The following is a 25,691-nucleotide window of genomic DNA, read 5'->3' as shown; positions in this document are numbered from 1 at the left end:
TTCTTGTTATTATACCATAAAACCTGCCTTTTTATTCGTACCGCAGGGCGTCGATAGGGTCGAGCAGGGCGGCTTTGCGGGCGGGGTAGAGACCGAAGAACAGGCCGATCAGGACCGAGAAGACGAAGGCGACGATGATCGACAGCGGCGAAACGACGGTGTTCCAGCCGGCGAAGTAGGAGATGGCGTAGGAACCGGCCATGCCGACGCCGATGCCGATGAGGCCTCCGGTGACGCCGATGACGACCGCTTCGATAAGAAACTGGAGGAGAATGTTGTTGAAGGTGGCGCCAAGCGCTTTGCGGATGCCGATCTCCCGCGTCCTTTCCGTCACCGACACCAGCATGATGTTCATTATGCCGATGCCGCCTACGACCAGTGAGATGGCGGCGATGTTGCCGAGCAGGAGGGTGATGGTGCTGGTGGTCTCCTGGGCGGTGGCCATGACGGCCGCCAGGTTGCGGACGGTGAAGTTGTCGGGCACGCCGGGCGCCAGCCGGTGACGGGTGCGGAGCAGGGTGGTGATGTCTTCCTGAACTTTGTCGATTACTTCGGGGCTGTCCGCCTGGACGCTGATATTCTGCAGCCAGGTGACGCCCAGCAGGCGCTCCTGGGCGGTGGTAAGGGGCACGATGACGGTGTCGTCCTGGTCCTGCCCCATGGAGGACTGGCCTTTCGCCTCCAGGACGCCGATGACCCGGAAGGGAGCCTTGTTGATGCGGATGGTCTGGCCAAGGGGCGAAAACTCGCCGAAAAGGTTGGTCGCCACCGTCTGGCCGATGACGGCCACCCGCGAGCGGGTGTCGATGTCTTTGCTGGAGAAGATCGTCCCGGCGGCGATGGCGAAGTTGCGCACCTCGAGATACTCGGGGGTGGTGCCGAGGACGTTGGTCGTCCAGTTCTGGTTGCCGTACACCAGCTGGTAGGAGCGCTGGACACTGGGCGCCACCGCGCTGACGCCGGCTATCTCCCGGTTGATGGCCTGCGCGTCGGCGTTGGTGAGGGTGGTGCTGGAGCCGGCCGCCAGACGGACGCCGGAAGGGGTGGTCGCCCCTGGCATGACGATGATGAGGTTGGAACCGAGGCCGGCGATGGAGGTTTCGACCTTCTGCCTGACGCCCATGCCGATCGAAACCATCGCGATGACGGCGCCGACGCCGATGATGATGCCGAGCATGGTGAGGAAGGCGCGCAGTTTATTGGCCTTCAGGCCTTCGAGGGCGATGAGGACGCTTTCCCAAAACACGACGCCGCCTCCTTAATTCCGCTCGTCGCGGATTATTTTCCCGTCGCGGACGTGGACCACCCGTTTGGCGCAGGCGGCGATGTCCGGCTCGTGGGTTATGAGCACGACCGTCCGGCCCTGGGCGTTGAGGTCGTTGAAGATCGCCATGATCTCGGTGCCGGATTTGGTGTCGAGGTTGCCGGTGGGCTCGTCGGCCATGATGATGGCCGGGTCGTTGACAAGCGAGCGGGCGATGGCCACCCGCTGGCGCTGGCCGCCGGACAGCTCGTTGGGCCTGTGGTGCTGGCGGTCGCCCAGGCCGACGAGGCCCATAGCCCAGGCGGCCTTCTCAAGCCTGGCGTTTTTCTCCACCCCGGCGTAGACCATCGGCAGGGCGACGTTCTGGAGGGCCGACATGCGCGGCAGGAGGTTGAAGCTCTGGAATACGAAGCCGATCTTGCGGTTGCGGATTACGGCCAGGGCGTCGTCGCTCAGCGTGGCCACTTCTTCGCCGTCGAGGAGGTACGAGCCGCCGGTCGGCCGGTCAAGGCAGCCGAGGATATTCATCAGAGTGGACTTGCCGGAACCGGACGGCCCCATGATAGCGGTGAACTCGCCGGCGGCCACGTCGAGGCTGACGCCGGCCAGGGCGTGGACGGTGGTGTCGCCCATCTGATATATTTTGGTGATATCGCGCAGGGCGATGGTCATGATGCTCTCCCCCTTAACGGATGCCGCGCAGCGGGTTGCCGCCTCCCGGCGGGCCGCTCTGCGTCGTCTGGGGCTTGGTGGCCGACAGCAGTATCTGGTCGCCTTCCTTGAGGCCGCTGGCTACCTCCACCCTGTCGTCGCTGGCCAGGCCGAGCGTGATGTTCACGTTCTGCGTTTTGCCATCTTTCATGACCTGGACGTACTGCTGCCCTTTGGTTTGTTTGACCGCCGACAGCGGCACGATGAGGACGTTCTTGCTCTCGCCCACGTGGACGGAAACCCTGGCGGTCATCGTCGGCTTCAGCAGCCCTTCGGGGTTGTCGATGTCGACGGTAACCGGGTAATAGACGACGTTCTGGGTGATGGTCGCTTTGTTGGAAACGTTGGACACGACGCCGGTGAAAGTTTTGCCGGGGTAGGAGTCGACGGTGAAGCTGACCTTCTGGCCGTTCTTCACCCGGCCGACGTCCGACTCGTCGACCTGGACGGAGATCTGCATTTTGGACATGTCAGCGATGGTCATCAGCACCATCGGGCTGGATATGCCGGGCGCCACCGTCTGGCCGGCGGGTATGGGTTTGCCGATGACGATGCCGGCGATCGGCGCTTTGATGACGGTGTCCTCGAGCTGGGAGACGGCGTCGTCATGGGTGGCCTGCGCCACCTGATATTCCATGCGGGCCGCGTCAAGCTGCTGGGTGGACAGGGCGCCGATGGCCGCCAGGCGGCTGACGCGTTCGAAGTTGGCGGCGGCGTTGGCCAGCTTGGCTTCAGACTGGGATACGGTGGTCCGGTAGCGGGTGTCGTCGAGCAGGATGAGAACCTGATCGGCCTTGACGGTGTCGTTTTCGTTGACTTTGACCTCGACGATGCGGCCGGTTATTTTCGAGCTTACGTCGACGCTGTTGACCGGCGATATCGTGCCTGTGGCCGATACCAGCGACTGGATGTCGCCGCGTTCGACGGCCACAACGGTGCCGGTGAACGCCGGTTTGCTGCTCTTGGCGTAGTAGTCGCTGCCGAATTTGGCCGCCACCGCCAGGACGATCAGGGCGATGATCCACCACTTGTATTGCCGGATTTTCTGCCATATGGCCTGCATTGCAAGCACCCCCTGCGTCTTTCTACTTTCAGTGTACACACGACTGACTGACTAGTCAATCGGGTAACGAAGCGCCTTCTGCCCTGCCAATGCCGTCCAGGGCTTGTAATATAAGGTATTGCGGGTATTTGTGAAAAATGTGTGAAATATGGAAACGGCGGGAAATGCCGCGGAATCGGCGACAGCTGGCGGTTTCGCGCCTGCCTGCTTCATTTAATGATACATGTTCTTTGTGGTAAATATGTGACAACAGGAAAAAACACCCCCGGTATTCTTTCCGGGGGTGTTAGACGGTTATCTTATCTGCCCTGTGCCGTTGACGAGGTACTTGATGCTCGTCAGTTCGCGCAGACCCATGGGGCCGCGGGCGTGGAGCTTCTGGGTGCTGATGCCGATCTCCGCCCCGAAGCCGAACTCGAACCCGTCGGTGAAGCGGGTGGAGGCGTTGACATACACGGCGGCGGCGTCGACTTCGGCCTGGAAGCGGCGGGCGCTCTCAAGGTCGCTGGTGACGATGGCCTCCGAGTGGCGGGTGCCGTAGGCGGCGATGTGGTCGAGCGCCTCGGCGAGGCTGTTCACCACCCGTACGGAGACGATGAGGTCGTGGTACTCGGTGGCCCAGTCGGCCTCGACGGCTTTTTTGACGTCAGGGTGGTAGCAGACGGTTGCGGAGCAGCCGCGCACCTCCACCCCGGCCGCGCGATAGGCGGCCAGCATCGGCGGCAGGAAGTCCTCGGCGACCGCCCGGTGGACGAGGAGCGTCTCCATGGCGTTGCAGACGCCGGGACGGGATACTTTGGCGTTGAAGGCGATATCCCTGGCCATCGTCAGGTCGGCGCTGGCGTCGACGAAGACGTGGCAGACGCCGATGCCGGTTTCGATGACAGGCACGGTGCTGTTTTCCACGACCGTCTGGATGAGGCCGGCCCCGCCGCGGGGGATGATGACGTCGATGTATTCGTTGAGCTTGAGCATGGCGTTGACCGCCGCGCGGTCGGTGGTGGCGATGAGCTGGATGGTCCCGGCCGGCGCTCCGGCGGCTTCGGCCGCAGCGGACAGGATGCCGGCCACCGCCAGGTTGGAGTTGATGGCTTCCGAGCCGCCGCGCAGGATGACGGCGTTGCCGGCTTTCAGGCAGAGGCCGGCGGCGTCGGCGGTAACGTTGGGACGGGCTTCGTAGATGATGCCGATGACGCCGAGCGGCACCCGCACTTTGGCGATGGCAAGGCCGTTGGGCCGCTGCCAGCCTTCGATCGTCTCCCCGACGGGGTCGGGCAGGGCGGCGAGCTGCCTAAGGCCGGCGGCCATGTCGGCGATCCTCGCCGTGGTGAGCGCTAAACGGTCGAGCAACGCGGCGGACATGCCTTTGGCCCGCCCGGCGGCCATATCCTCGGCATTGGCGGCCAGGATGGCCGCTGCGCCCGCCTCTAGGCCGTCGGCCATGGCGAGCAGCGCTTTATTTTTGACCGTCGCCGGCGTTATGGCCAGCTTGGCGGCCGCTTTTTTGGCGATTGCGCCCTTCTCTGTAAGTTCGGCCAGATAATCCATGTAAAATCCCTCCTCAGACAAGCAAAACCATGTTGTCGCGGTGGATGACCTCGTCGTAGGGCTTGCCGCCCAGCAGCTCGGCGATCGCGTTTGTATGGACGCCCATTATCCGGCGGGTGTCGGCCGCGTTGTAGTTGGCGATGCCGCGGGCGATTTCGCGCCCTCCGGCGGTGAGGATGCGGATGGTGTTGCCATGTTCGAAGCCGCCGTCGACCGCCGTGATGCCGGCGGCCAGCAGGCTCGCGCCCCGCAGGATAGCCTGCTCGCAGCCCGCATCGACCGTGACCGCGCCGCGGATGCGGGCCCCGAACGCCAACCAACGCTTGCGGACCTGCAGGCGGTTGACCTTCGGCAGGAAGATGGTGCCGACAGGCGCGCCGCTCAGTATCTCCCGCACCACCCCGCCGCGCGCCCCGGAGGCGATGACCATTACGACCCCGGTGTTGACGGCGATCTTGGCGGCCTGGATCTTGGTGTACATGCCGCCGGTGCCCTTGTCGGTGCCGGGGCCGCCGGCCAGGGCTTCGAGCGCCGGCGTGATGTCGGCGACCTCGGGGATGAGCGTCGCTGCCGGGTCGGTCTGGGGGTTGGCGGTGTAGAGGCCCTCGATGTCGGACAGGATGATGAGCAGGTCGGCCTCGACGATGCTGGCGACCATCGCGGAGAGGGTGTCGTTGTCGCCGATCTTCAACTCGTCGATGGCGACGGCGTCGTTCTCGTTGATAACCGGCACGACCCCCATCGACAGCAGCGTCATAAGGGTGTTGCGGGAGTTGGCGTAGCGGCTGCGGTTGACCGAGTCCTCCCTCGTCAGCAGGACCTGGGCGACAACCTGGCCGTATTCGCCGAACAGTTTTTCGTAGGTATGCATGAGGATGCCCTGGCCCACGGCCGCGGCAGCCTGTTTCTCGGGGATGGTTTTAGGTTTTTCTTTTAGTCCCAGCCGGTCCATGCCCGCCACCACTGCGCCGGACGTGACCAGCAGTATTTGTCTGCCCTGGTTTGCCAGATCGGACAGTTCCCGCACCAGCTTTTCGATTCCCTGCAGATTGAGCTTGCCGGTGCTGTGGGTCAACGTACTTGTTCCCACTTTGACGACGATCCGCTTGGCCTCTCCCAGGCTCTGCCTGGTAAGCATAGTTCTCTCTCCCGTCTTTTTTCAGCCCCGGTACCGGCTTGCCCGCGCCCCGCGGCTTCGGTCCGAAGGCTTTTTCCGCGGCCGGTTTGCCTGTGGCGCGCGGTTTTGCTCCGAAGGCCCGTTCCCCGGCAGGCGTTGCCGCACCGCGCGGTTTTGGGCCGATGGCTTTTTCAGCGGCCGGTTTGGCCGTGCCCCGCGGCTTAGGCGCGAAAGCTCGTTCCCCGGCAGGCGTTGCCGCACCGCGCGGTTTTGGGCCGAAGGCTCTTGCGGCGGCCGGTTTGACCGCGCCCCGCGGCGTTGGTTTCGCCGGCCGCTCTGCCGGCGGCGGGGCGGCCTTGGCGGCCGGCGCGGCTGCACCGGCTACGGGAAACTCGATCTTCGGTTTTTCGGCGTTGCGCTTGAACAGCAGGCCGTTGCGGCCGATGACCTGCACGAGTTCGGCCTCCACGCCTTCGGCGAGTTGGACGATGGCGGCCTCCGGCTCCGCGGGGCTGTTTTTGAGCACCCGCACTTTGATAAGCTCCCGCCCGGCGATGACGCCGGCTGCGCCTGCTACCACCGACGGAGCGACGCCGGCCTTGCCGATCTGCACGACGGGCTCCAGCTTTGCGCCGAGCGCCTTGAGGTAGCGTTTTTCTTTGTTGGTCAGCATGAGCTCACCGCGCCTTCCCCTCCCCAGGCGCTGAAAAACTTCGTCGTTTTTCAGCGTCTGGGGTCTCTCTTATTATTCTTTGAATTCGAACTCCGCACCTCTGATGCGGACGGTGTCGCCTTCCTTGATGCCCCGCTCCTTGAGCTCGGTTTCGATGCCGATCCGCCGCCAGGCAAGCTGGAACCGGCGGAGGGCTTCGTCGTTGGCGAAGTTGGTCATGGCGACGATTTTCTCGATCTCTTTGCCCTCGACGACATAGGCGCCGTCGTCGTCGCGCCTGACGGTGAAAGGCTCTTCCGCTTTGGCGGTGTAGACGACGGTGTCGACAGTCGGGGCAGGCTCGTCCTTGTATTCGGCCAGCAGGGCAAAGGCTCTGTCCAGCAGCGCAGGCAGGCCGTCGCCGGTGGCGGCGGAGACGGGGAATATCTCCCGCCCTTCCTTGGCCATGTGCCCGGCTACCCGCGGGTAGTTCTCCCGCGCTTCCGGCAGGTCCATCTTGTTGGCGGCCACGATCTGCGGCCGCGATGCGAGGCGTTCGCTGTACAGCTTGAGCTCGTCGTTGATCTTGTTATAATCGTCGATCGGGTCGCGGCCTTCCTGGCCGGACACGTCGAGGACATGGATTATGATCCGCGTCCTTTCGACGTGGCGAAGGAAGTCGTGGCCGAGGCCCTTGCCCTCGTGGGCGCCCTCGATCAGGCCGGGGATGTCGGCCAGCACGAAGCTCTGGCCCTCCCGCACGCTGACCACGCCGAGCACCGGCGTGAGGGTGGTGAAATGGTAGGCGGCAATCTCGGGTTTGGCGGCGGAAACTCTTGCCAGGAGGCTGGACTTGCCGACGCTGGGGTAGCCAACCAGGCCGACGTCGGCCAGCACTTTGAGCTCAAGAAGCAGGCCGCGCTCGTCGCCCGGCTCGCCATGCTCGGCGAATGTGGGGGCGCGGTGGACGCTGGACACGAAGCGGGCGTTGCCCCGCCCGCCGCGTCCGCCCTTGGCGGCCACCAGTTCCTGGCCCTCTGCGGTCAGGTCGCCGAGAACCTCGCCGCTGGCTTCGTCGCGCACCACCGTTCCCGGCGGCACCTTGATATAGAGGTTGTCGGCCTGACGGCCGAACATGTTGCTGGTCTGGCCCTTGTCGCCCGAATCAGCCTTGAATTTGCGCTTGTAGCGGAAATCGATGAGGGTGTTGAGGCTGGAGTCGACGACAAGCACGACATCGCCGCCGCGGCCGCCGTCGCCGCCGCTGGGGCCGCCCTTGGGAACGAACTTCTCGCGGCGGAAGCTGGACATGCCGTCGCCGCCGTCGCCGGCTTTGACATGGATTTTTGCCCGGTCTATGAACATCGAATCACCTTTATTTCTTAAAACGTCGCATTGTATGTAATATATGCCAGCGGGCGCAATTTTATAAGCCTGCGGTGCGTCGGCAGTCAGGCTGCCTGGTGTGCTGGCGGAGCGGCCCGGCTACGAGCTCGGGGTCTTTGGCCAGGTCGTCGAGGTAGGCGAGGGCCCTTTCGGTCCGGCCGAGCTGGAGCAGTGCGTGGACTACCTGGATGTGGTTGATGAAATCGTGGCGCTGCGCCCTGAGCGCTTTTACCAGTTCCTCGCAAACGTCGTCAGCCATGGGCTCCACCTCCCGGCGAAACAGTATGTTACCCTTCGCGCCGTCAAGGCAAAAATCCTGCAAAATTACAGTGCCCGCGGCTTTACCGCGGGCACTCAGGTTACTACATTACTGCTTCTTCTACCGGGTAAACGCTGATCTGCCGGTTATCGCGGCCTTTGCGCTCGAAGGCCACCTTGCCGGAGACTGTCGCGAACAGGGTGTCGTCCCTGCCGATGCCGACGTTCTTGCCGGGGTGGAAGTGGGTGCCGCGCTGGCGGACGAGGATGCTGCCGGCGGTCACTACCTGGCCGTCGTGGCGTTTCACGCCAAGGCGTTTGGACTCGCTGTCGCGGCCGTTGCGCGAGCTGCCGACGCCTTTTTTATGGGCAAACAGTTGAAGATCGAATTTGAACATTGCCTTCACCTCCTGTGTTCGGTTATGCGAACACTCTGCGGACTTTGTTTCGCGATCTCGGCCAGGCCGAGGAGCATTGTTTCCAGGATGGCGTCCGTCGACGCGTCGGCGGCGCCTTTGAGTTTAAGTATCAGTTTGCCGGAACCGATGTCCAGGTCGATATCCCGTCTGAGGTGCCTTTCCAGCCCCAGCACCGCTGTCTGGGTGAGGGCCGCCACGCCTGCGCAGACGATATCCTGTCCGTGCGGGGCGGTGCCGGCGTGCCCGTTGACCGCAAAAGCGGCGATGGCGCCGGCGGCGTCGCGGTAGATGTCGATCCTGACCATGTTAGGCTTTGATTTTTTCGATGACAACCTTGGTGAACGGTTGGCGATGGCCCTGACGGCGGCGATAGTTGGACTTGGCTTTGTACTTGAAGACGAGAATCTTCTTGCCTTTGCCGTGCTCGACTACCTTGCCGGTGACTTTGGCGCCGGAAACTACCGGCGTGCCTACGACCAGTTCGCCTTTTTTGACGACGGCCAGAACGCGGTCGAAGGTCACGGAGTCGCCTTCGCCAATTTCCAGCTTCTCGACGAGCACCTCGTCGCCTTCGCTGACGCGATACTGTTTACCGCCGGTCTCAATGATTGCGTATACCACATTTACACCTCCCAGCATTAGTTGGACTCGCCATCGAAGGCACTCTACGGCTTTTGATAACCAGCCTAAGAGATTTCTAGAGCCTTTTCCGAGCGGTTTCGGGAACCATTGGCGGGCTTAGCCGCCTACGGAATAAAATTTTATCATAGTACGGAAAGATTGTCAATTAATCCTTGTTAATGACCGAGTATGCCTCCATGTCCATGTCGGCAACCGCTTCGACGGTGATCCTGCGGGCCGTTTCCTGGGACAGGCGCTCGACTTCCCCCGGCCGCTGCAGCTCTTCGGCGACGCGGGGATGCACCTGGACGACGACGCGGCCGTGGGCGGCCGGCTGGGCTTTGCCTATCTGGCGGAGCTGGCGCCTTACGGCGGCGGCCACCGTATCCGGCGAGCGGACGAAGCCGCGGCCCTCGCAGCACGGACACTGGCTGTTAAGGACGGTGGTTATGTCCTGGCGGACCTTTTTGCGGGTCATCTCGACCAGGCCGAGGCCGGTGAGACCGACGACGTTGGTGCGGGTGCGGTCCTTGCGGAGGTTTTCGTTGAGGGCGGTGAGCACGGCCTGCTTGTGCTGTTCGCGGTCCATATCGATGAAGTCGCAGACGATGATGCCGCCGATGTCGCGGAGACGCAGCTGGCGGGCGATTTCGGCGGCGGCCTCCATGTTGACCGCGAAGACGGTGTCGGCCAGCCTGGTTTTGCCGACGAACTTGCCGGTGTTGACGTCGATGACGGTCAGGGCCTCGGTGCGGTCGATGACGATGTAGCCGCCGCATTTGAGGTCGACCCGCCGCATGCTGAGCTTCTCCACCTCCCCCTCCAGGCGGTAGCGGGCGAATATGTCCTCGTCGCCCTCGTAAAGCTCCAGGCGGGGCAGCAGTTCGGGGGAGACGGCCCGCAGCAGCTCGGCCACGCGGGTGTGGGCCTCGCGGTTGTCGAGGACGAATTTTTCGACATCGTCGCTGAAGTAATCGCGGACGATGCGGATGAGGAGGTCGACGTCGCGGTAGAGGAGGGCCGGCGCTTTGACCATCTTGCTGCGCGCCGCCAGGGATTTCCACAGGTTGACGAGATATTCGCAGTCCTTGCGCAGGTCGTCCTCGCTGCGGCCTTCGGCGACGGTGCGCACCACCAGGCCCATGCCTTTCGGCCGTACCTTGGCGGCCAGGTCTTTGAGGCGCTTGCGCTCGTCGGCCGTGCCGATGCGCCGCGATACGCCGACAAAGTCGACGGTGGGCATGAGCACAACGTAGCGTCCCGGCAGGGTGAGGTGGGTGGTGAGGCGCGGCCCTTTGCTGCCGATTGCCTCCTTGGCCACCTGGACGACGAGCTCCCGGCCGGTGGTGTAGGTCTCGCCCTTGCGGCGGGTCTTGCCGCCGAGGTCGCCGACGTACAGGAAGGCGTTGCGTTCGCGGCCGATGTCGACGAACACCGCCTGCATGCCGGGCAGGACGTTCTGGATTTTTCCCTTGTAGATGCTGCCGACGATGTGGCCGCTCTGGGTCCTCTCGATCGCGACCTCGGCCAGTTCGCCGTCCTCGATAAGGGCCATCCTGGTCTCCTCGGGCACGGCGTTGACGATAATTGTCTTGGCCATTTTCCCTTTCTCCCTTGGCTTCCCGCTAAATATCCAGTGGTGAAATGCGGCTGTTCCCGTCGGCGACGAAAAGGCCGGTGCGGGTGACGAGCGCGGTGTCCGGATCGGCGGGCAGGCCAAATTTTTCTACAAGCACCTTTATCACTTCGGTCGGCTTTATGCTGCCGGTCGGGGTAATTCTGACCTCGACGGCGAGCTCCAGGCCGTCCGCGACGGGAGTCGCCGCGACTTCACGGACATAGGTCTTGACGTCGATCTCCTTTTTGCCCTTGGGATTCTCCTTGATATAAGTCACGACAGCCGCGGCGTTGAAGCGTCCAATAGCCTCTATGGCGTCGCCGGCCGTCCCGGCGGGCAGCGGCAGTCTGATGCGGTAGGCGGCGAGGTTGACGACCGCCATGAGGGCGGGGTATCCGGTGGCGGGTATCTGCCTGAAACGCCCCACGGCGATGCCGGGAGGCAGCTGGCTCGCCAGGGCTTCGCCCATGGCGGCCGGATCCACGTCGCCCGTCAGCTCGATATCCATGTATTCCGCTTCGCTGGCCACGCCGACCGACAGGGCCGAGGCGAAGGCGATCTTCATATGGGGGTTGAAACCTTCCGAATAGGCGGCCGGCAGTTTGGTCCGCCTGACGGCCCGCTCGATGGAGCGCATGTAGTCGAGGTGGGATACATAGCGGACCGCTTCGCCTTTGGTGATCGCCAGCCGGTATTTGACGCTCATGACGATGCCCCCCAGTCGATGATGTCGACGCCCAGCCCCTGGCAGACGCCGCACACACTGCAGTCGCCCCGCCGGCAGTCGGCGGTCGGGGCTGCATCTAGGGCCTGGCGGTATTCGCGCTCAAGGAAGGCTTTGTCCACGCCGGCGCTGAGGTGGTCCCAGGGCAGAACTTCGTCGGCGGTCCGTTCGCGCCCGGCGTAGAAATGCGGGTCGACGCCCGCCTCGCGGAAGGCCTCCTGCCACAGAGCGAATTTGAAGTACTCGGACCAGCCGTCGAATTTCGCCCCCTGCCGCCAGGCGGCGAGCAGCACCTCGCCCAGGCGGCGGTCGCCGCGGGCGAAGACGGCTTCGAGGAAGCTGACGTGGGCGTCGTGCCAGCTGAAGGAGACGCTGCGGTCTTTGAAAAGCGTTTTCAGCAGTTGCTGCTTGCGTTCCAGCTCGGCCATGTCGTTTTGGCCGTACCACTGAAACGGGGTATGGGGCTTGGGCACGAAGGAGGAAACGCTGACCGATACCTTGGCGCCCCGTTTTCCCTTCACCTCGCGGTAGATATCGGTCACGCGGCGGGCGAGGGCGGCGATGCCTTTGATGTCGTCGTCGGTTTCGGTGGGCAGGCCGATCATGAAATAGAGTTTGACCCCCGACCAGCCGGCCCTGAAGGCCGCGCCGACCGCTTCTTCGAGGTCTTTTTCGGTGACGCCTTTGTTGATGACGTCGCGCAGGCGCTGAGTGCCGGCCTCGGGGGCGAAGGTGAGGCCGCTCTTGCGGACCTTCTGCACCTCCTGGGCGAGCTCGATGGAGAAGCTGTCGATCCTGAGCGAGGGCAGCGACACGCTCACGCCCTGGTCCTTGAACTGGTCGATAAGGCGGCCGACGATGTCTTTGAGGCAGGAGTAGTCGGCCGAGCTGAGCGAGGTAAGGGATATTTCGCTGTAGCCGGTGTTGTCGACAAGCTCCTGCGCCAGCCGGAGGAGCGTTTCGGGTTTGCGCTCGCGCACCGGGCGGTAGAGGACGCCGGCCTGGCAGAAGCGGCAGCCGCGCGTGCAGCCGCGGAAAAGCTCGAGCATGATGCGGTCGTGGATAATTTCGAGGAAAGGCAGCACCGGTTTGGTCGGATAGGCGACCTGCTCTAGATCGGCGACAACGCGTTTGGTGACGACCGGGGGAGCGGCGGGGTGGTTGGCGGTTACGGCGGCCAGGGTGCCGTCGGCGTTATAGGCGGCGTCGTAGAAAGCCGGGACGTAGACGCCGGGGATGGCGGCCGCCCTGGCGAGGAAACCGCGCCGGCCGCCGGGCTTGCCGGCCTTCTTCCAGTCCGCGACGGCCGCGGCCACGTCGTCGACCGCCTCTTCCGACTCGCCGAGCACGAAGAAGTCGATGAAGTCGGCCAGCGGTTCGGCGTTGAAGGCGCACGGCCCGCCGGCGATGATAAGCGGGTGGCCCTCGCCGCGGTCGGCGCTCTTCAGCGGGATGCCGGCCAGGTCGAGCATGTTGAGGATATTGGTGTAGCTGAGCTCGTACTGGAGGGTGAAACCGACGACGTCGAACTCGCCCACCGGCCGGAAGCTCTCTAAGGTGTGGAGCGGGATGCCGGCTGCGCGCATCTCGGCCTCCATGTCCGGCCACGGGGCGTACACCCTTTCCGCCGCGGCGTCGGGGCGGCGGTTGATGATATGGTAGAGGATCTTCAGGCCCAGGTGGGACATGCCCACCTCGTAGACGTCGGGGAAGGCCAGGGCAAAGGCGGCGTCGACCCCGGCGGGGTCCTTGACGACGCTGTTATGCTCATGGCCGGTGTAGCGGGCCGGCTTGGCGACCCGGCTCAAAACGGCGGGGGGAATTGTTATCATCGTATCCTCCGCGGGCAGGTTGTCCAAAAGCAGCCTGCCGTGTGTCGTTGTCCAGTTACAGCTATTATTCCCATATCGCGCTTTTCCCATAGGGGAACGCTCACCGTGCGGGCAATCTTGCCGGCAAGCGCTGGAATACTTAGGGAAAGGCGTCTTTTGTTGTTCTCCCGCCGCAGGGGAAAATCCTGCATCGGCTCATAAAAAATCCCCGATACGGGACGAGAAGCCGCGGCCGGGCCATCCCTCCCAGACCTCGGTTTCGGTCAGGGCGCCCCGGAGGCGGCAATCGCCGTCCACCACCAGGACGACGTGGTACTGCTCGGGGCCGAACAGCCGCACGACCTCGCTTACCTTGACGGTGGCCAGGGCGGTGAGGTGGACGGTCGGCATGACGCCGCGGGCGGTCAGTTCGGCTTTCTTGCGGGCCAGGATGCGCATGGCCCGGAAACCGGCGGCCGCCGTTTCGGCGCGGGCGGCAAAGAACAGCCACACGGCGGCGACAAGGAAGGTCAGGTTTACGGTGGCCGTCTGCCACAGCCCCACCCCTGTGGCGACCGACAGGATTACGGCCAGGAGCTTGCCGAGGCCGGCCACCGCCGTCGTGGCTTCGCCCCAGTCCCAGCGCAGCGCGAGCAGGGCGCGCAGGATGCGGCCGCCGTCAAGAGGCAGGGCAGGCAGGAGGTTGAAGTACGCCAGCATGAGGTTGGCCTGGCAATAGAAATCTAGCCACAGGGCATGGGCCGGGAAAGCGGGTCGCGACAAATAGACGGCGGCCGCCAGGACCAGGCTGGCAAGTGGTCCGGCAGCCGCCATTATGATTTCGCTCGCCGCCCCCGCCGTATCCGCCTGTTCGATGCGGGCAACGCCCCCGAAGGGCAGGAGCTCGATTTCCCGCACCCGGTAGCCGAGCGCGGCGGCGGCAGCGGCGTGCGCCGCTTCGTGCCACAGCACCGCGGCAAATACGGCCAGGGCTTTCCCGGCCAGTCCGGCAAAAGCGAACAGGGCGATGAGGGCCAGAAACCAGTTGTTGAATATCAGCTGAACGCCTGCAACCTTACCGGCCCGCAAGCTTTCACTTCCCTTCCCGTCTGTCGGCCCCGCCCGTTATCCTCGGCAGCGGATCGACCGCCACGCCCTTCTCCCGCACCTCGAAGTACAGGAGCGGCGCCGCCGTCATCCCGGTCTTGCCCACTCTGGCCACCAGTTGGCCCTGGCTGACCGTCTCCCCTTCCCTGACGAGAACTTCGCCCAGGTGTCCGTAAACGGTCTCGATATCCCGGCCGTGTTCGACGACCAGCACCTTGCCGTAACGGGCGCTGTCGGCGACCGCCTTGACCCGCCCGGCGGCGGCGGCCCTGACCGGCGACCCCAGCGCGGCTTCCAGGCCGACCCCCTCCTGCATCACTTCCTGCTTAAGCACGGGGTGGATCTGCCAGCCGAACGGGGCGACAACCTTGCCGTCGACCGGTTTGGTCATGTACAGGTAAGGGTCGGCCGGCTTGGTTACGTTTCCACCCAGGCGCTTGAAGACCGATATATCCATGTTGACCGGCGCGTAGCCCGCTATTTTGTCCGCCAGATAGGTGAAATCGGTCTCGGTTGTCAGTGTGTATTTCACCGCGTCGGTGACCGTGCGGCCCACCGCCGTATCCGATACCTGGGCGGCGTAGACGACGGCGAACAGCAGGAGCGCGGCCACGGTGCGCCGCAGCCAGCCGTAGCTGCCCCCGTCCTCCCGCTGCTGCCAGGGATCCCTGGGCTCCCGGCGATGGTTTCCCCAGTTGGCGTTCCAGTGTTTGGCCATGATTCTTCAGCCGCCCCCCACCAAGACGTCGCGTTCTCTACTTGCATGTATATGACGGAAGGCAGAAAAACATAACAAAAAAGTGCACAAGCTTAAAGGCCGTTGATAACCGCCCATCTGCGGCGTTGCTCCTCAAAGCGCTTGCTTGCGTACGTCCCGAAGTACGCGGCGCGGCGCGCTTTTCCGGTGCGCCTTGCATCTGGACGCTTCTGAACGGCCTTAGCCTGTACTTAGAAAGTACGGGAGCAGAGATGCAAAAAAAAACGAGGTGCATCTTTGCACCCCGGTTCGTCTTTCAATATCTCGGCAGCTTGCCCTGTTCCTCGCAGTAGGCGGCGGGGCCGATCTCCCGCATACGGTCGTTGATCGTCTGCCAGCGGTCGCGGAGCTTGCCGTCGAACTGCTTGTCGCAGGGGTACTGGCCGCACTGGAAGCAGAAATCCACCCCTTTGTCCTTGTGGCAGGTCTTGGCGGTGCAGTCCAGCGGGCAGGTTACGTTGTCGCCCCGGCAACCGCTGCAGGCTGCGGCTGCGAACGAATCGAGCACGGCGGCGAACTGGTCGTAGCCGGCGAATTCGGGCCGGCCGGCGGCCTTCATGGCGGCAAGCCGCCGATAGTTGCCGAGCAGCTCTTTCAGCCGCGCGCTCAGAGCCTGGATCTCGCCGCGCCGGAAATCGGCGCAGCGGTTGCAGTCCAGGCCGCATGGGGCGAGGCGGGCTACTGCGTCCCGGTATTCCACGCGATCACTCCCTAAAAGAGTATCTTCTGCCTGCGCATGTATATGTTGAGCAGGATGCCGATGCTGACGAGGTTGGTGGTGAGCGAGCTGACTCCGTAGCTCATGAGGGGCAGCGGGATGCCCGTGACCGGCATGATGCCTGCGGTCATGCCGATGTTGACCAGCACGTGGAAGGCGAGCATCGAGGTGATGCCGGTGGCGAGCAGCATGCCGAAGCTGTCGCGGGCCTCGCCGGCGACCTTGACCCCCCGGTAGAGGAGGATGAGGTAGAGGGTGAGGATGACGAACGACCCCGCGAATCCGAACTCCTCGCCGATGACGGCGAAGATGAAGTCGGTGTGGTTCTCGGGCAGGAAGTTGAGCTGGCTCTGCGTGCCGGCGAACAGCCCCTTGCCGAACAGCATCCCCGAGCCGATGGCGATTTTCGACTGGATGATATGGTAGCCTGATCCGAGCGGGTCGACGTTGGGGTCGAGGAAGACGGTCAGCCGCATCTTCTGATAGTCTTTGAGAAAGTGCCAGAAGACCGGCATGAAAGCGAGGCCGGCGCCGATGATGGTGAAGAGGTGCTTCATCTTGATGCCGGCGATAAAGAGCATCCCGAACAGGATGGCGATAAAAACGAGCGAGGTGCCGAGGTCGGGCTGTTTGAGCACCAGGAGGAAGGGGATGCCGACGAAGACGAAGATGGGCGCCAGGTCTTTGTAGGTATTGAGCCGGCCCTGCCGTTTCTCCAGCAGGTGGGCCAGCGAGATTATCATTATCAGTTTGGCGAATTCGGACGGCTGGAGGCTGATGGGCCCGATCTGGATCCAGCGCTGCGCGCCGAGGGCCGACTGGCCGACGAACATGACCGCCAGCAGCATTACAAGGTTGACGGCGTACAGGATGTTGGCGTACTTGCCGAGCGCTTTGTAGTCGAAATGCAGCAGGATAAAGATGACTGCCAGGTTGGCGAGGGCGAACAGTCCCTGGCGCTGTACGAACCAGTAGCGGTCTTCGCCGGAGGTGTTTATATGGGTGGCGCTGCCGATGATGACGAGGCTGATAAGAACAAGAAGAACCGTCACGGTGATGACGGTGAAATCCAGGTTTTTCAGGAGGCGGCGGCTGAGCATGGGTTTACCCTAACCTTCCGAGTGTATTCCTATATATTATAGCCGTTAATATCCGCCCAGTCCAGTTGGAAAGAATGCGCAGAAAATCGAAAGCTGTTTAGAGAGTCCGCCTGCCGGGGCGCCATCGCTATGCGACGCATTTGGACTCAATAAACAGCTTTGCGTTATTCCGCGGGGAACGCGCCCCGCTTCATCCTGTTGACGGGGATGTTGGCCACCAGCGCGACCTGCGAGGTGTTGGTCTGGGTGAGGGTGACCTCCATATCCTTTTCGTTGATCTCCATGTAGTTGGAGATGGCCTTGATCATGTCTTCCTTGAGCACTTCCATGAACTGCGGCGACACGTTGACCCTGTCGTGGACGAGGACGAGGCGCAGCCTCTCCTTGGCTATATCCTTGGACTTGGACGTTTCCTTGCCGAACAGCTTCTGCAAAAGGTCGAACACCCTTATCCCTCCTTGAAGCCGAAGATTTTTTTCAGTTTGCCGAAGAACCCGCTGGCCGCCTCCAGCGACATCAGCGGCACGTTCTCGCCCATCATCCGCCTGACGATATTCTTGTAGGCGGTGCTGGCCGCCGAGGCCGGGTTGACCACAGCCGGCTCGCCCCGGTTGGTGGAGATGACGATGTACTCGTCCTCGGGGATGATGCCCAAAAGGTCGACGGCCAGGATCTCGATGATGTCGTCGATGTCCATCATGTCGCCCTTCTTGACCATATGCGGCCGGATGCGGTTGACGATCAGCTTGGGGTTGCTCTTGCCCTCGGCCTCCAGCAGCCCGATGATGCGGTCGGCATCGCGCACCGCCGAGACCTCGGGAGTTGTGACGATAACGGCGCGATCGGCGCCGGCGATAGCGTTCTTGAAGCCCTGCTCAATGCCGGCCGGGCAGTCGATGAGCACATAGTCGAAGTCCTGGGCCAGATCCTTGCAGAGTTTCTGCATCTGGTCGGGGCTGACGGCGTTCTTGTCGCGCGTCTGGGCCGCCGGCAGCAGGTACAGCGTCTCGTAGCGCTTGTCGCGGATGAGGGCCTGCTTGAGGCGGCAGTTGCCTTCGGTGACGTCGACAAGGTCGTAGACGATTCTGTTTTCCAGCCCCATGACGACGTCGAGGTTCCTGAGGCCGATGTCGGCGTCGATAAGGACGACTTTCTTGCCCATCAGGGCAAACCCGGTGCCGAGGTTGGCGGTGGTTGTCGTCTTGCCTACCCCGCCCTTGCCGGAGGTGATTACGATTACTTCGCCCATAAACCAAGATTCCTCCCTATCTGTTGGCTGGCTCGATGACAACATTGCCTTCCTTTATGCGGGCCGTCTCGATGCAAGACGGTTTGTCCGGTTCATCGGGCGCCCTGGCGATCAGCCCGGCGATCCTTAGCTGGGTGGCGACGATCTTGCCCGCGGTGATGGTGGCTGTCTCGTCGCCGTACGCGCCGGCGTGGGCCACTCCCCGGCAGGCGCCGAGAATGATTATGTCCCGGCCGGCGATCACCTGGGCGCCATGGTTGACATCGCCGATGACCACCACCGAGCCGGGATGGACGACCTTCTGGCCGCTCCTCACCGTTCTGGCGACGACAAGGGCGTTTATCTCGTACCTTTCCCGCTCCGCGGCAGCCGGGGCGTCCTCCGCCTCCTCGCGGTCCGCGGGCATTTCCGGCGCGCAGGCCAGTCCGAACTCGCCCAGCACGGCGGCGAGCCGGCGCTTTTCGTCGGCGGTCAGCCTGGGGGCGGACGGCAGTTTCACCAGCGTGCCGCGCGGGAAAAACTCGTCGGCGGCGGCCAGTTTGGCGGCCAACTTTTCCAAGGCGGCGGCGAAGTCGTCCGTATTGAGGACAAGCTGCACCTCGCCGTTTACTCCTTTGAAGGCTACATCTTCGCCCTTTGCGGCCACAAAACCACCCTCGTATATAACATAACACTGCTACCTTTCAGTAAATTCGCGCCGCCCGCCGATAATCCTGCCAATTATTCACATGGCGGCCGAAAACGCCGCTAAATCTTGAAGATGTGGCGGTGGCGGAAGCGGAACCTGATGTGCTTTTCGAAATACTCGTCGCGGGAGACGGCGGTTATGAGCGACTCGTACACCACGAGGGGAACATCGTGGTACTCGCACAGGCCGCCGGCGTGGAACTCCACTTCCAGAACCCTGGTTTCGGCATCGTAGCGGACAGAACGCAGGTTAGACTTCACTGTTGTTCCGCGCATGGGCATGCCGCCTTTCATTTGTCGTCCGGCCCCGCAACGGGCCTTGATATGATTTTTCTCGTCAAATGCCGTTTCTCCTGCCAATAACTCCCACGGGGGGCAAATAATCCGCGAAAATCCCGCCCCGCCGGCCCGTCGGCGCGATTGTCCCCCCCGCCGCGCCGTGGTAAGATAAGAGTATAAATAATAACAAGCCAGAGGGAGAAGATAGCATGGCAAGCGAAAGCAAACGCTCCGTCTGTCCCTACGACTGCCCCGACACGTGCAGCCTGCTGGTTACGGCGGAAAACGGCCGGGCGACCGCCGTGGCCGGCGACCCCGCCCATCCTTTCACCCGCGGCGCGCTCTGCCCGAAGATGGCCCATTACGAGCGAACCGTCCACTCGCCGGACCGCCTTACCCGGCCCCTGCTGCGCACCGGCCCCAAGGGAGCCGGCGAGTTCCGGCCGATTTCCTGGCCGGAAGCCATCGACCGCATCGCCGGGCGCTGGCGGGAGATCATCGCCGCCCACGGCGCCGAGGCCGTCCTCCCCTACTCCTACGCCGGCACCATGGGCCTCGTCCAGCGCAACGTCGGCCACGCCTTCTTCCACCGCCTGGGCGCCTCGCGGCTGGAGCGGACCATCTGCTCCTCTTCCAAGGACGTCGGCTGGAAAACGGTGATGGGCAACACCCTTGCCATGCACCCCGACGAGGCGATGGACAGCGACCTCATCATTCTCTGGAGCCTCAACGCCGTCGCCACCAACATCCATTTTCTCCACAGCGTGCGCGAGGCCAAAAAGCGCGGCGCTCGCGTGTGGCTGATCGACACATACGAAACGCCCACCGCTCGGCTCGCCGACCGCGTCTTCCTCACCCGGCCGGGCGCCGACGCCGCTCTCGCCCTGGGGATGATGCATGTCATGGCCCGCGACGGCTTAGTCGACAAAGATTTTATCGCCAAACACGTCCACGGGTACGACGAGTTCGCCGCCGGCATCCTGCCCGCCTACCCGCCCGCGGCCGTCAGCGCCCTCACGGGGCTGTCGGCGGCAACAATCGAAGAGTTGGCCCGCGCTTACGCCACCGCCAAAGCGCCGTTTATCCGCCTCGGCAGCGGCCTGTGCCGCTACGGAAACGGCGCGATGACAGTGCGGACCGTGACCTGCCTGCCCGCCCTGGCGGGCGCGTGGGCCAAGCGGGGCGGCGGCCTGCTCGGCAACCTGGCCACCGGCGGCGCGATCGATACGGCGGGCGTGACCAGGGAAGACCTCATCACCGCGCCGACCCGCATCGTCAATATGAACAAACTGGGCGAAGCCCTGACGGAGCTTGCCGCGCCGCCGGTCATGAGCCTGTACGTGTACCATTCCAACCCGGCCGCCATTACCCCCGACCAGAACAAGGTGCTGGCCGGCCTGGCCCGCGAGGATCTGTTCACCGTCGTCCACGAGCGGTTCATGACCGATACCGCCCGCTATGCCGATATCGTTCTGCCGGCCACCACCTCGCTCGAACACAGCGACATCTACCGCGCCTACGGGCACTACTGCGTCCAGCGCGCCTACCCGGTCATCGAGCCGGTCGGCGAGGCGAAGGCCAACTGGGACGTCTTCCGCCTGCTGGCCGCGGCCATGGGCTTCACCGACGAAGTCTTCGCCCGCAGCGCCGACGATCTCATCGACGACATGCTGGCCAAGCCCACCCCGTGGCTGGCGCAGACCGACCTGACCAGCCTCAACGCCGGCGAAGCCGTCGAGCTGCCGCTGCCGGCGGACGCCAAGCTCGCCTTCAAAACCGCCTCAGGCAAAATCGAGCTTTTGAGCGCCACCGACCCCGAGCCGCTGCCGCGCTATCTCCCGCCCCACGGCGACGATGCCCCCCTGTGGCTGATGACCGCTCCTACCCCGATAATGCTCAATTCCTCGTTCTGCGAACGCGCCGATCTCCTGGCCGGCCAGGCCATGACCCTCAAGCTGAGCCCGGCGGACGCCGCAGAGCGCGGCCTCTCTGACGGCCAGCGGGTGATTGCCTTCAACAGCCGCGGCGAGGTCGCCTTCATCCTCGGCGTGACGCCCGGCGTCCCGGCCGGGGTCGCGGTGGCCGAAGGCGTGTGGTGGCTCAAGGACGCCCCCGGCGACCGCACCGTCAATGCCCTCACCTCGCAGCGCCTCACCGACCGCGCGGCGGGCAGCACGTTCTACGACACGAAGGTCAATGTGCGAGCAGGGTAAATAATGAAATGGCCGGCCCGAGATATCTCGGGCCGGCTTTCTTATTGTTGTTACAAAGCGGTTTTCGGCTTATAGATCTTTCCGCTCTCATCCGGTTTCTGGTTGAGATTGAAGGCCGCTTCGAAGATCTTCCTGGCGATCGGGGCAGCGGCGTCCGAGCCGAAGCCGCCCTGTTCGACGATGACCGCGACGACGACGCGCGGATCCTCGAACGGGGCGTAGGCCACGAACCAGCCGTGGTCGTCGCCGTGGGAGTTCTCGGCCGTACCTGTCTTACTGGCCATCGAGATGGGGAAGTCGGTGAAGATGTAGCCGGCGGTGCCGCCTTCGCGGCCGACGTCGTGCAGCGCCTCGCGGATCAGATTGAGGGTGCCGTCGGAGATCTTGATGCTGCCCGTCTCTTCCGGGGTGAACTGCTTAACGGCATCGCCGTTGGGAGCTGCGATCTTGCTGACAAGGTAAGGGCGGTAACGGTGGCCGCCGTTGGCTATCTGACTCATAACCACGGCCATCTGCAACGGCGTGGCCAGTTGGAAGCCCTGGCCGATGGCGGCGTCGAACGTTTCCGATAAGTACCAGTCCTCGCCGTAGACTTTCTCTTTGTAGCGGCGATTGGCAACCAGGCCGTCGGACTCGCCCGGCAGGTTGATGCCGGTGAAGGCGCCGAGGCCGAACATGCGGGCATATTTCTCCAGGTTGTCGATACCCAGGCGGTTGCCCATCTCGTAGAAATAAACGTTGTCCGACTTGGTCAGCGCTTCCTTGAAGTCGATCCAGCCCAGCGCCTCGCCCATGGCGTTGGACTTGGGGATGATCCAGTGGGTGCCGGAGTCGAATATTTTTTCCTCGGGCGTCACCTTGCCGAGCTCCAGCGCGGCCGTGCCGGTGACGATCTTGAAGGTCGACCCGGGGGAGTATTCGCCGGAGATGGCCCGGTTGTCCATGGGGTGGAAGGGATTGTCGTTGAGCACCTTCCAGTCCTTGGAGGAGATGCCGCCGTTGAAGAGGTTGGGGTTGAAGGCCGGCCGGCTGACCATGGCCAGGATCTCGCCTGTCCGAGGGTTCATGACGACCGCGGCCGCGGCCTTGGCATTGGGGTTGCCCAGTTTGGTCTGCAGGAAGACGAGATGTTCGTCGATGGCTTTTTCGGCTGCTTTCTGGATGCGGTAGTCGATGGTCATCACGAGGTTATTGCCGGGGACAGCCTCTTTCTTGCCCAGTACCTGGACGGCCCGGCCGTTGACATCGACCTCCACCTGGCCGCCGCCGGCGGCGCCGCGAATCTCCTTGTCGTAGACCTTCTCCAGGCCGAACTTGCCGATGATGTCGCCGGTCTTGTAGCCGTCGGTCTTGCGTTTTTCGAGTTCGGTGTCGCTTATCTCGCTCACATAGCCGAAGACATGGGCGCCAAGCTCGTTGTTGATGTAGTTGCGGACGGGCTGGATCTCGATGACGACGCCGGGCATCTCCCGGCGGCGCTCCTCGATACGGGTGACGACGTCGGGACCGATGTCGGACTTGACGCGGACGGGTTCGAACGAGCCCTTCTGGGCATCTACCTTGGCCTTGATCTCCGCCGCGTCCATGCCGAGGATGCCGGCGAGCTTGACGATGACCTCGTCGGGGATGGGGCCGGAAAGCGGCACGAGGGTGACGGTGAACCCCGGCCGGTTAGAAACAAGCGGCACCCCGTTCCGGTCGTAAAACGTACCGCGGGGAGCCATTATCGGGATAAGCTTGATGCGGTTGCCGTCAGCCAGTCGTCCGTAGTAGCTGCCTTGCACCACCTGCAGATAGCCCAGCCGGGTGACCAGCGCGACGAAGACGAGGATGACGATCAGGCCGAGAACATCGAGCCGGTGGGCAAAGCGTTTGGCTAGCAAAGCGGAACCCTCTCCCTCTGGAAAAAACTTTTCTCTCTAGCCGTTCGGGTCGGGAAGCTCACTCTTGGCCAGGCGGTACACCAACTGATGGACCGGGATGGCCAGCACGGCGTTGTAGCCGAGCACAAAGAGGGTGTTGTCCACGGCGGTGCGGACATCCACCTTGAACCCGAAGAAAACGAGCAGAACGATCATGACCGCGTTGTTGAAAACGGTGGCGACCAATACGGCCAGCAGCGGCAGGAGAACCTTCTCCTTGAAGACCTTGCGCTCCATATGGCCGGCGATGTAACCGACAGCCGTCTTGGACAGGACGCTGACGCCGAAGATGTTGCCTGACGCCAGGTCCTGGAGGAGGCCGGCGAAGAAGCCCATCCCCACCCCCTGCTCGCGGCCGAGCAGCAGCCCGGCGGATACGACGACGAGCAGCAGCAGGTCGGGGCGAACGCCGCCAACGGTGATGAGCGGCAACAAGGTGGCCTGGATGACGAGCGTTATTACGATGACAAGCGCCCAGACAAACGGCCTCATTGGCCTGCCCCCCTGGGCGCGGGCTGGACCGGAGCGGAACCCGGCGGCGCCGGAACCGGCTCGCGCGAGCGTACGATCACGGCTACCTCTTCTAGTCTATCAAAATCGGCAGCCGGCTTCAAGACAGCATATTTTAGCAACCCGCCCTCCTCGTTGACGACGTCGGTGACCTCGCCGACGAGAATCCCTTTGGGATAGATGCCGCCAAAGCCGGAGGTGATGACCTTGTCGCCCTTGATGATGTCGGCGTCGCGCGCGAGGTTGATCATCTTCGGCGCGAGCGGCTTGGCGGGGTTGCCCTCGACGATCGCCGCCACCCGCGATTCGGGCCGCTGCACGATGGCGCCTACGGCGCTGCGGGGGTCGAGGAGGAGCTGCACTTTGGCGGAGTTGTTGTAGGCCTGCACCACGTTGCCCACCAGCCCCTGGGGGGTGACGACGGCCATATCCTTGGCCACGCCTTGGGCGGTGCCGCGGTTGATGATGATGATGTTTGTCCAGGCGGCCGGGTCGCGGGCGACGACGGTGGCCACGACGGTGTCGAACTGCGGCGCGGCCCGGCGGTAATCCAGCAGCGCCTTCAGACGGACATTCTCGGCCACGATCTCGGTGTTGTTGATGCTCTCCCGGCGGAGGTTCTCGATCTCCTCCCGGAGCGCCTGGTTATCGCGGTAGACGGTCAACAGGTCGCCGGCGGCCGTGCCGGTATGGCGGACGGTATAGCCGAACTTGGAAATGACGAATTCCACCGGCGCCAAGACGACGGTGACGATGCGTTCGCTCCAGTAAAAATTGTATTTGCCGCGGGCCGCGGAAAGCGCAAGCAAAAAGACGGTTAGCACCGCAACCGCAAGAATGACCGCCTTTTTGTTCAAACGACGCAATAGCTTCCTCTCCTAATCACAACAAATCAAGGCGTGTTTATCAGCCGAACTTCTTCGGCATCATCAGCACGCGTTTCAAAAGATCGATGCTCTCCAGCGCCTTGCCCGTGCCGACGCCCACGCAGATCAGCGGGTCCTCGGCGATGTTTACGGGCATGCCCGTCTCCTTGCTGAGCAGCCGGTCGAGGCCGCGAAGCAGCGAGCCGCCGCCGGTCATGATGATGCCGCGGTCCATGATGTCGGCCGCCAGTTCGGGCGGGGTTTTCTCCAGCGTCACCTTCACCGCCTCAAGGATGCCGAATACAGGCTCGCTCAGGGCGCGCTGCACCTCGTGGGCCCTGATGGTGAGGGTTTTTGGCAGCCCGGTGACAAGATCGCGGCCGCGGATATCGTACGACTCGTCCTCCGCGGGAGGCACGGCCGAGCCGATCTTGATTTTGACCTCTTCGGCGGTCCGTTCGCCAATCATAAGGTTGTAAGTACGCTTGATATACTGGACGATCGCTTCGTCCATCTCGTCGCCGCCGATGCGGATGGACCGGCTGGCCACGATGCCGCCGAGGGAAATGACGGCCACCTCGGTGGTGCCGCCGCCGATGTCGACGACCATGTTGCCGGTCGGCTCGTGGACGGGCAGGCCTGCGCCGATGGCGGCGGCCATGGGCTCCTCGATGAGGTAGGCCTCGCGGGCGCCGGCCTGGATGGTGGCGTCGATGACGGCCCGCTTCTCAACCTCGGTGACGCCCGAAGGCACGCCGACGATGACCCGTGGTCGGATCATCGACTGGGAGGACATCGCCTTGCGGATGAAATATTTGAGCATTGCCTGGGTGACGTCGAAGTCGGCGATAACGCCGTCTTTGAGCGGCCTGATAGCCACGATGTTGCCGGGCGTCCGCCCGATCATCATCTTGGCCTCTTCGCCGACAGCCAAAACCTCGCCGGTATCGCGCTGGATCGCCACGACCGACGGCTCGTTGAGCACGATACCTTTGCCTTTGACATGCACCAGGGTATTGGCGGTGCCGAGGTCGATCCCCATGTCGCGGGAAAGTGATCCGAATATATTCATCTGAATGATAACTCCTTTC

26 protein-coding genes and 1 pseudogene are annotated in these 25,691 nt (G+C 63.5%); 1 reads left to right on the top strand and 26 read right to left on the bottom strand.

The genetic code is table 11. The features are described from left to right. Positions 1-31: 31 nt before the first annotated feature. The 22 genes and pseudogenes from RIN56_19325 to RIN56_19220 all read right to left on the bottom strand — a co-directional run bounded on the left by RIN56_19325 (position 32) and on the right by RIN56_19220 (position 19,071). On the bottom strand, positions 32-1,246 hold the full coding sequence (locus RIN56_19325; protein ID MDR7868952.1) for an ABC transporter permease: 1,215 nt from the start codon (positions 1,244-1,246) through the stop codon (positions 32-34). A gap of 12 nt (positions 1,247-1,258) precedes the next feature. After that, positions 1,259-1,936, bottom strand: coding sequence for an ABC transporter ATP-binding protein (locus tag RIN56_19320; GenBank protein MDR7868951.1), 678 nt, complete (start codon positions 1,934-1,936; stop codon positions 1,259-1,261). 13 nt (positions 1,937-1,949) lie between these two features. Further along, positions 1,950-3,038 carry an efflux RND transporter periplasmic adaptor subunit gene (locus RIN56_19315; GenBank protein ID MDR7868950.1) on the bottom strand — a complete coding sequence of 363 codons (1,089 nt, stop codon included), beginning with the start codon at positions 3,036-3,038 and terminating at the stop codon, positions 1,950-1,952. Between the two features lie 294 nt (positions 3,039-3,332). Further along, positions 3,333-4,586 (bottom strand): glutamate-5-semialdehyde dehydrogenase, encoded by a 1,254-nt coding sequence (locus RIN56_19310; GenBank protein ID MDR7868949.1) that lies wholly within the window; start codon positions 4,584-4,586, stop codon positions 3,333-3,335. A 13-nt stretch (positions 4,587-4,599) separates the two neighbouring features. Continuing rightward, positions 4,600-5,724: a glutamate 5-kinase gene (proB, locus tag RIN56_19305; GenBank protein ID MDR7868948.1), complete on the bottom strand. Its 1,125-nt coding sequence runs from the start codon at positions 5,722-5,724 to the stop codon at positions 4,600-4,602. A 370-nt stretch (positions 5,725-6,094) separates the two neighbouring features. Further along, a pseudogene (locus RIN56_19300) lies at positions 6,095-6,376 on the bottom strand (YhbY family RNA-binding protein). Positions 6,377-6,448: 72 nt separating this feature from the next. Further along, positions 6,449-7,720: a GTPase ObgE gene (gene obgE / locus RIN56_19295; protein MDR7868947.1), complete on the bottom strand. Its 1,272-nt coding sequence runs from the start codon at positions 7,718-7,720 to the stop codon at positions 6,449-6,451. Positions 7,721-7,781: 61 nt separating this feature from the next. Next, positions 7,782-8,000: a Spo0B domain-containing protein gene (locus tag RIN56_19290; GenBank protein ID MDR7868946.1), complete on the bottom strand. Its 219-nt coding sequence runs from the start codon at positions 7,998-8,000 to the stop codon at positions 7,782-7,784. Positions 8,001-8,103: 103 nt separating this feature from the next. After that, positions 8,104-8,397: a 50S ribosomal protein L27 gene (gene rpmA / locus RIN56_19285; GenBank protein MDR7868945.1), complete on the bottom strand. Its 294-nt coding sequence runs from the start codon at positions 8,395-8,397 to the stop codon at positions 8,104-8,106. Between the two features lie 5 nt (positions 8,398-8,402). Then, positions 8,403-8,723, bottom strand: coding sequence for a ribosomal-processing cysteine protease Prp (locus tag RIN56_19280; GenBank protein ID MDR7868944.1), 321 nt, complete (start codon positions 8,721-8,723; stop codon positions 8,403-8,405). 1 nt (position 8,724) lies between these two features. Further along, positions 8,725-9,039 carry a 50S ribosomal protein L21 gene (gene rplU, locus RIN56_19275; protein MDR7868943.1) on the bottom strand — a complete coding sequence of 105 codons (315 nt, stop codon included), beginning with the start codon at positions 9,037-9,039 and terminating at the stop codon, positions 8,725-8,727. Between the two features lie 166 nt (positions 9,040-9,205). After that, the gene (locus RIN56_19270) at positions 9,206-10,639 is read right to left on the bottom strand and encodes an Rne/Rng family ribonuclease (protein MDR7868942.1); all 1,434 of its coding nucleotides are present in this window, start codon (positions 10,637-10,639) and stop codon (positions 9,206-9,208) included. 25 nt (positions 10,640-10,664) lie between these two features. Further along, positions 10,665-11,363, bottom strand: a complete 699-nt coding sequence (locus tag RIN56_19265; protein MDR7868941.1) for a TIGR03936 family radical SAM-associated protein — start codon at positions 11,361-11,363, stop codon at positions 10,665-10,667. Beyond that, positions 11,360-13,213 (bottom strand): TIGR03960 family B12-binding radical SAM protein, encoded by a 1,854-nt coding sequence (locus tag RIN56_19260; protein ID MDR7868940.1) that lies wholly within the window; start codon positions 13,211-13,213, stop codon positions 11,360-11,362. The genes RIN56_19265 and RIN56_19260 overlap by 4 nt, the downstream gene beginning before the upstream one ends. A 195-nt stretch (positions 13,214-13,408) precedes the next feature. Next, a complete protein-coding gene (locus RIN56_19255) occupies positions 13,409-14,281 on the bottom strand; it encodes a M50 family metallopeptidase (GenBank protein MDR7868939.1) in 873 nt (290 codons plus the stop codon). A 4-nt stretch (positions 14,282-14,285) separates the two neighbouring features. Next, a complete protein-coding gene (locus tag RIN56_19250) occupies positions 14,286-15,017 on the bottom strand; it encodes a M23 family metallopeptidase (GenBank protein MDR7868938.1) in 732 nt (243 codons plus the stop codon). 295 nt (positions 15,018-15,312) lie between these two features. After that, positions 15,313-15,756 (bottom strand): DUF3795 domain-containing protein, encoded by a 444-nt coding sequence (locus RIN56_19245; GenBank protein ID MDR7868937.1) that lies wholly within the window; start codon positions 15,754-15,756, stop codon positions 15,313-15,315. 11 nt (positions 15,757-15,767) lie between these two features. Then, positions 15,768-16,874 carry a rod shape-determining protein RodA gene (gene rodA, locus RIN56_19240; GenBank protein ID MDR7868936.1) on the bottom strand — a complete coding sequence of 369 codons (1,107 nt, stop codon included), beginning with the start codon at positions 16,872-16,874 and terminating at the stop codon, positions 15,768-15,770. A 164-nt stretch (positions 16,875-17,038) separates the two neighbouring features. Further along, entirely contained in the window at positions 17,039-17,320 is a 282-nt protein-coding gene (gene minE, locus RIN56_19235) for a cell division topological specificity factor MinE (GenBank protein ID MDR7868935.1), read from the bottom strand. 2 nt (positions 17,321-17,322) lie between these two features. Continuing rightward, positions 17,323-18,123, bottom strand: coding sequence for a septum site-determining protein MinD (gene minD, locus RIN56_19230; GenBank protein ID MDR7868934.1), 801 nt, complete (start codon positions 18,121-18,123; stop codon positions 17,323-17,325). A gap of 16 nt (positions 18,124-18,139) precedes the next feature. Then, positions 18,140-18,769, bottom strand: coding sequence for a septum site-determining protein MinC (gene minC / locus RIN56_19225; protein MDR7868933.1), 630 nt, complete (start codon positions 18,767-18,769; stop codon positions 18,140-18,142). Positions 18,770-18,870: 101 nt separating this feature from the next. Further along, positions 18,871-19,071 carry a KTSC domain-containing protein gene (locus RIN56_19220; GenBank protein ID MDR7868932.1) on the bottom strand — a complete coding sequence of 67 codons (201 nt, stop codon included), beginning with the start codon at positions 19,069-19,071 and terminating at the stop codon, positions 18,871-18,873. Positions 19,072-19,298: 227 nt separating this feature from the next. Between RIN56_19220 and RIN56_19215 the strand changes: the two genes are divergently transcribed. Then, a complete protein-coding gene (locus RIN56_19215) occupies positions 19,299-21,302 on the top strand; it encodes a molybdopterin-dependent oxidoreductase (protein MDR7868931.1) in 2,004 nt (667 codons plus the stop codon). A gap of 50 nt (positions 21,303-21,352) precedes the next feature. Here the strand turns inward: RIN56_19215 and mrdA are convergent, their stop codons facing one another. From mrdA to RIN56_19195, 4 genes are read right to left on the bottom strand one after another with little or no spacing between them, the layout of a single operon-like run. Next, complete coding sequence (gene mrdA / locus RIN56_19210; GenBank protein MDR7868930.1) at positions 21,353-23,185, bottom strand: penicillin-binding protein 2; 1,833 nt, start codon at positions 23,183-23,185, stop codon at positions 21,353-21,355. Positions 23,186-23,221: 36 nt separating this feature from the next. Beyond that, a complete protein-coding gene (mreD, locus tag RIN56_19205) occupies positions 23,222-23,716 on the bottom strand; it encodes a rod shape-determining protein MreD (protein ID MDR7868929.1) in 495 nt (164 codons plus the stop codon). Further along, entirely contained in the window at positions 23,713-24,600 is an 888-nt protein-coding gene (gene mreC, locus RIN56_19200) for a rod shape-determining protein MreC (GenBank protein MDR7868928.1), read from the bottom strand. The genes mreD and mreC overlap by 4 nt, the downstream gene beginning before the upstream one ends. A 40-nt stretch (positions 24,601-24,640) precedes the next feature. Then, on the bottom strand, positions 24,641-25,672 hold the full coding sequence (locus RIN56_19195) for a rod shape-determining protein (protein ID MDR7868927.1): 1,032 nt from the start codon (positions 25,670-25,672) through the stop codon (positions 24,641-24,643). Positions 25,673-25,691 lie beyond the last annotated feature (19 nt).

The sequence above is a fragment of the Sporomusaceae bacterium genome (assembly GCA_031460455.1).
Taxonomy (GTDB): domain Bacteria; phylum Bacillota; class Negativicutes; order Sporomusales; family UBA7701; genus Anaeroselena.
The sequence above is the reverse complement of the archived record's forward strand: the minus strand, read 5'-3'. Positions and strand labels throughout refer to the sequence as shown.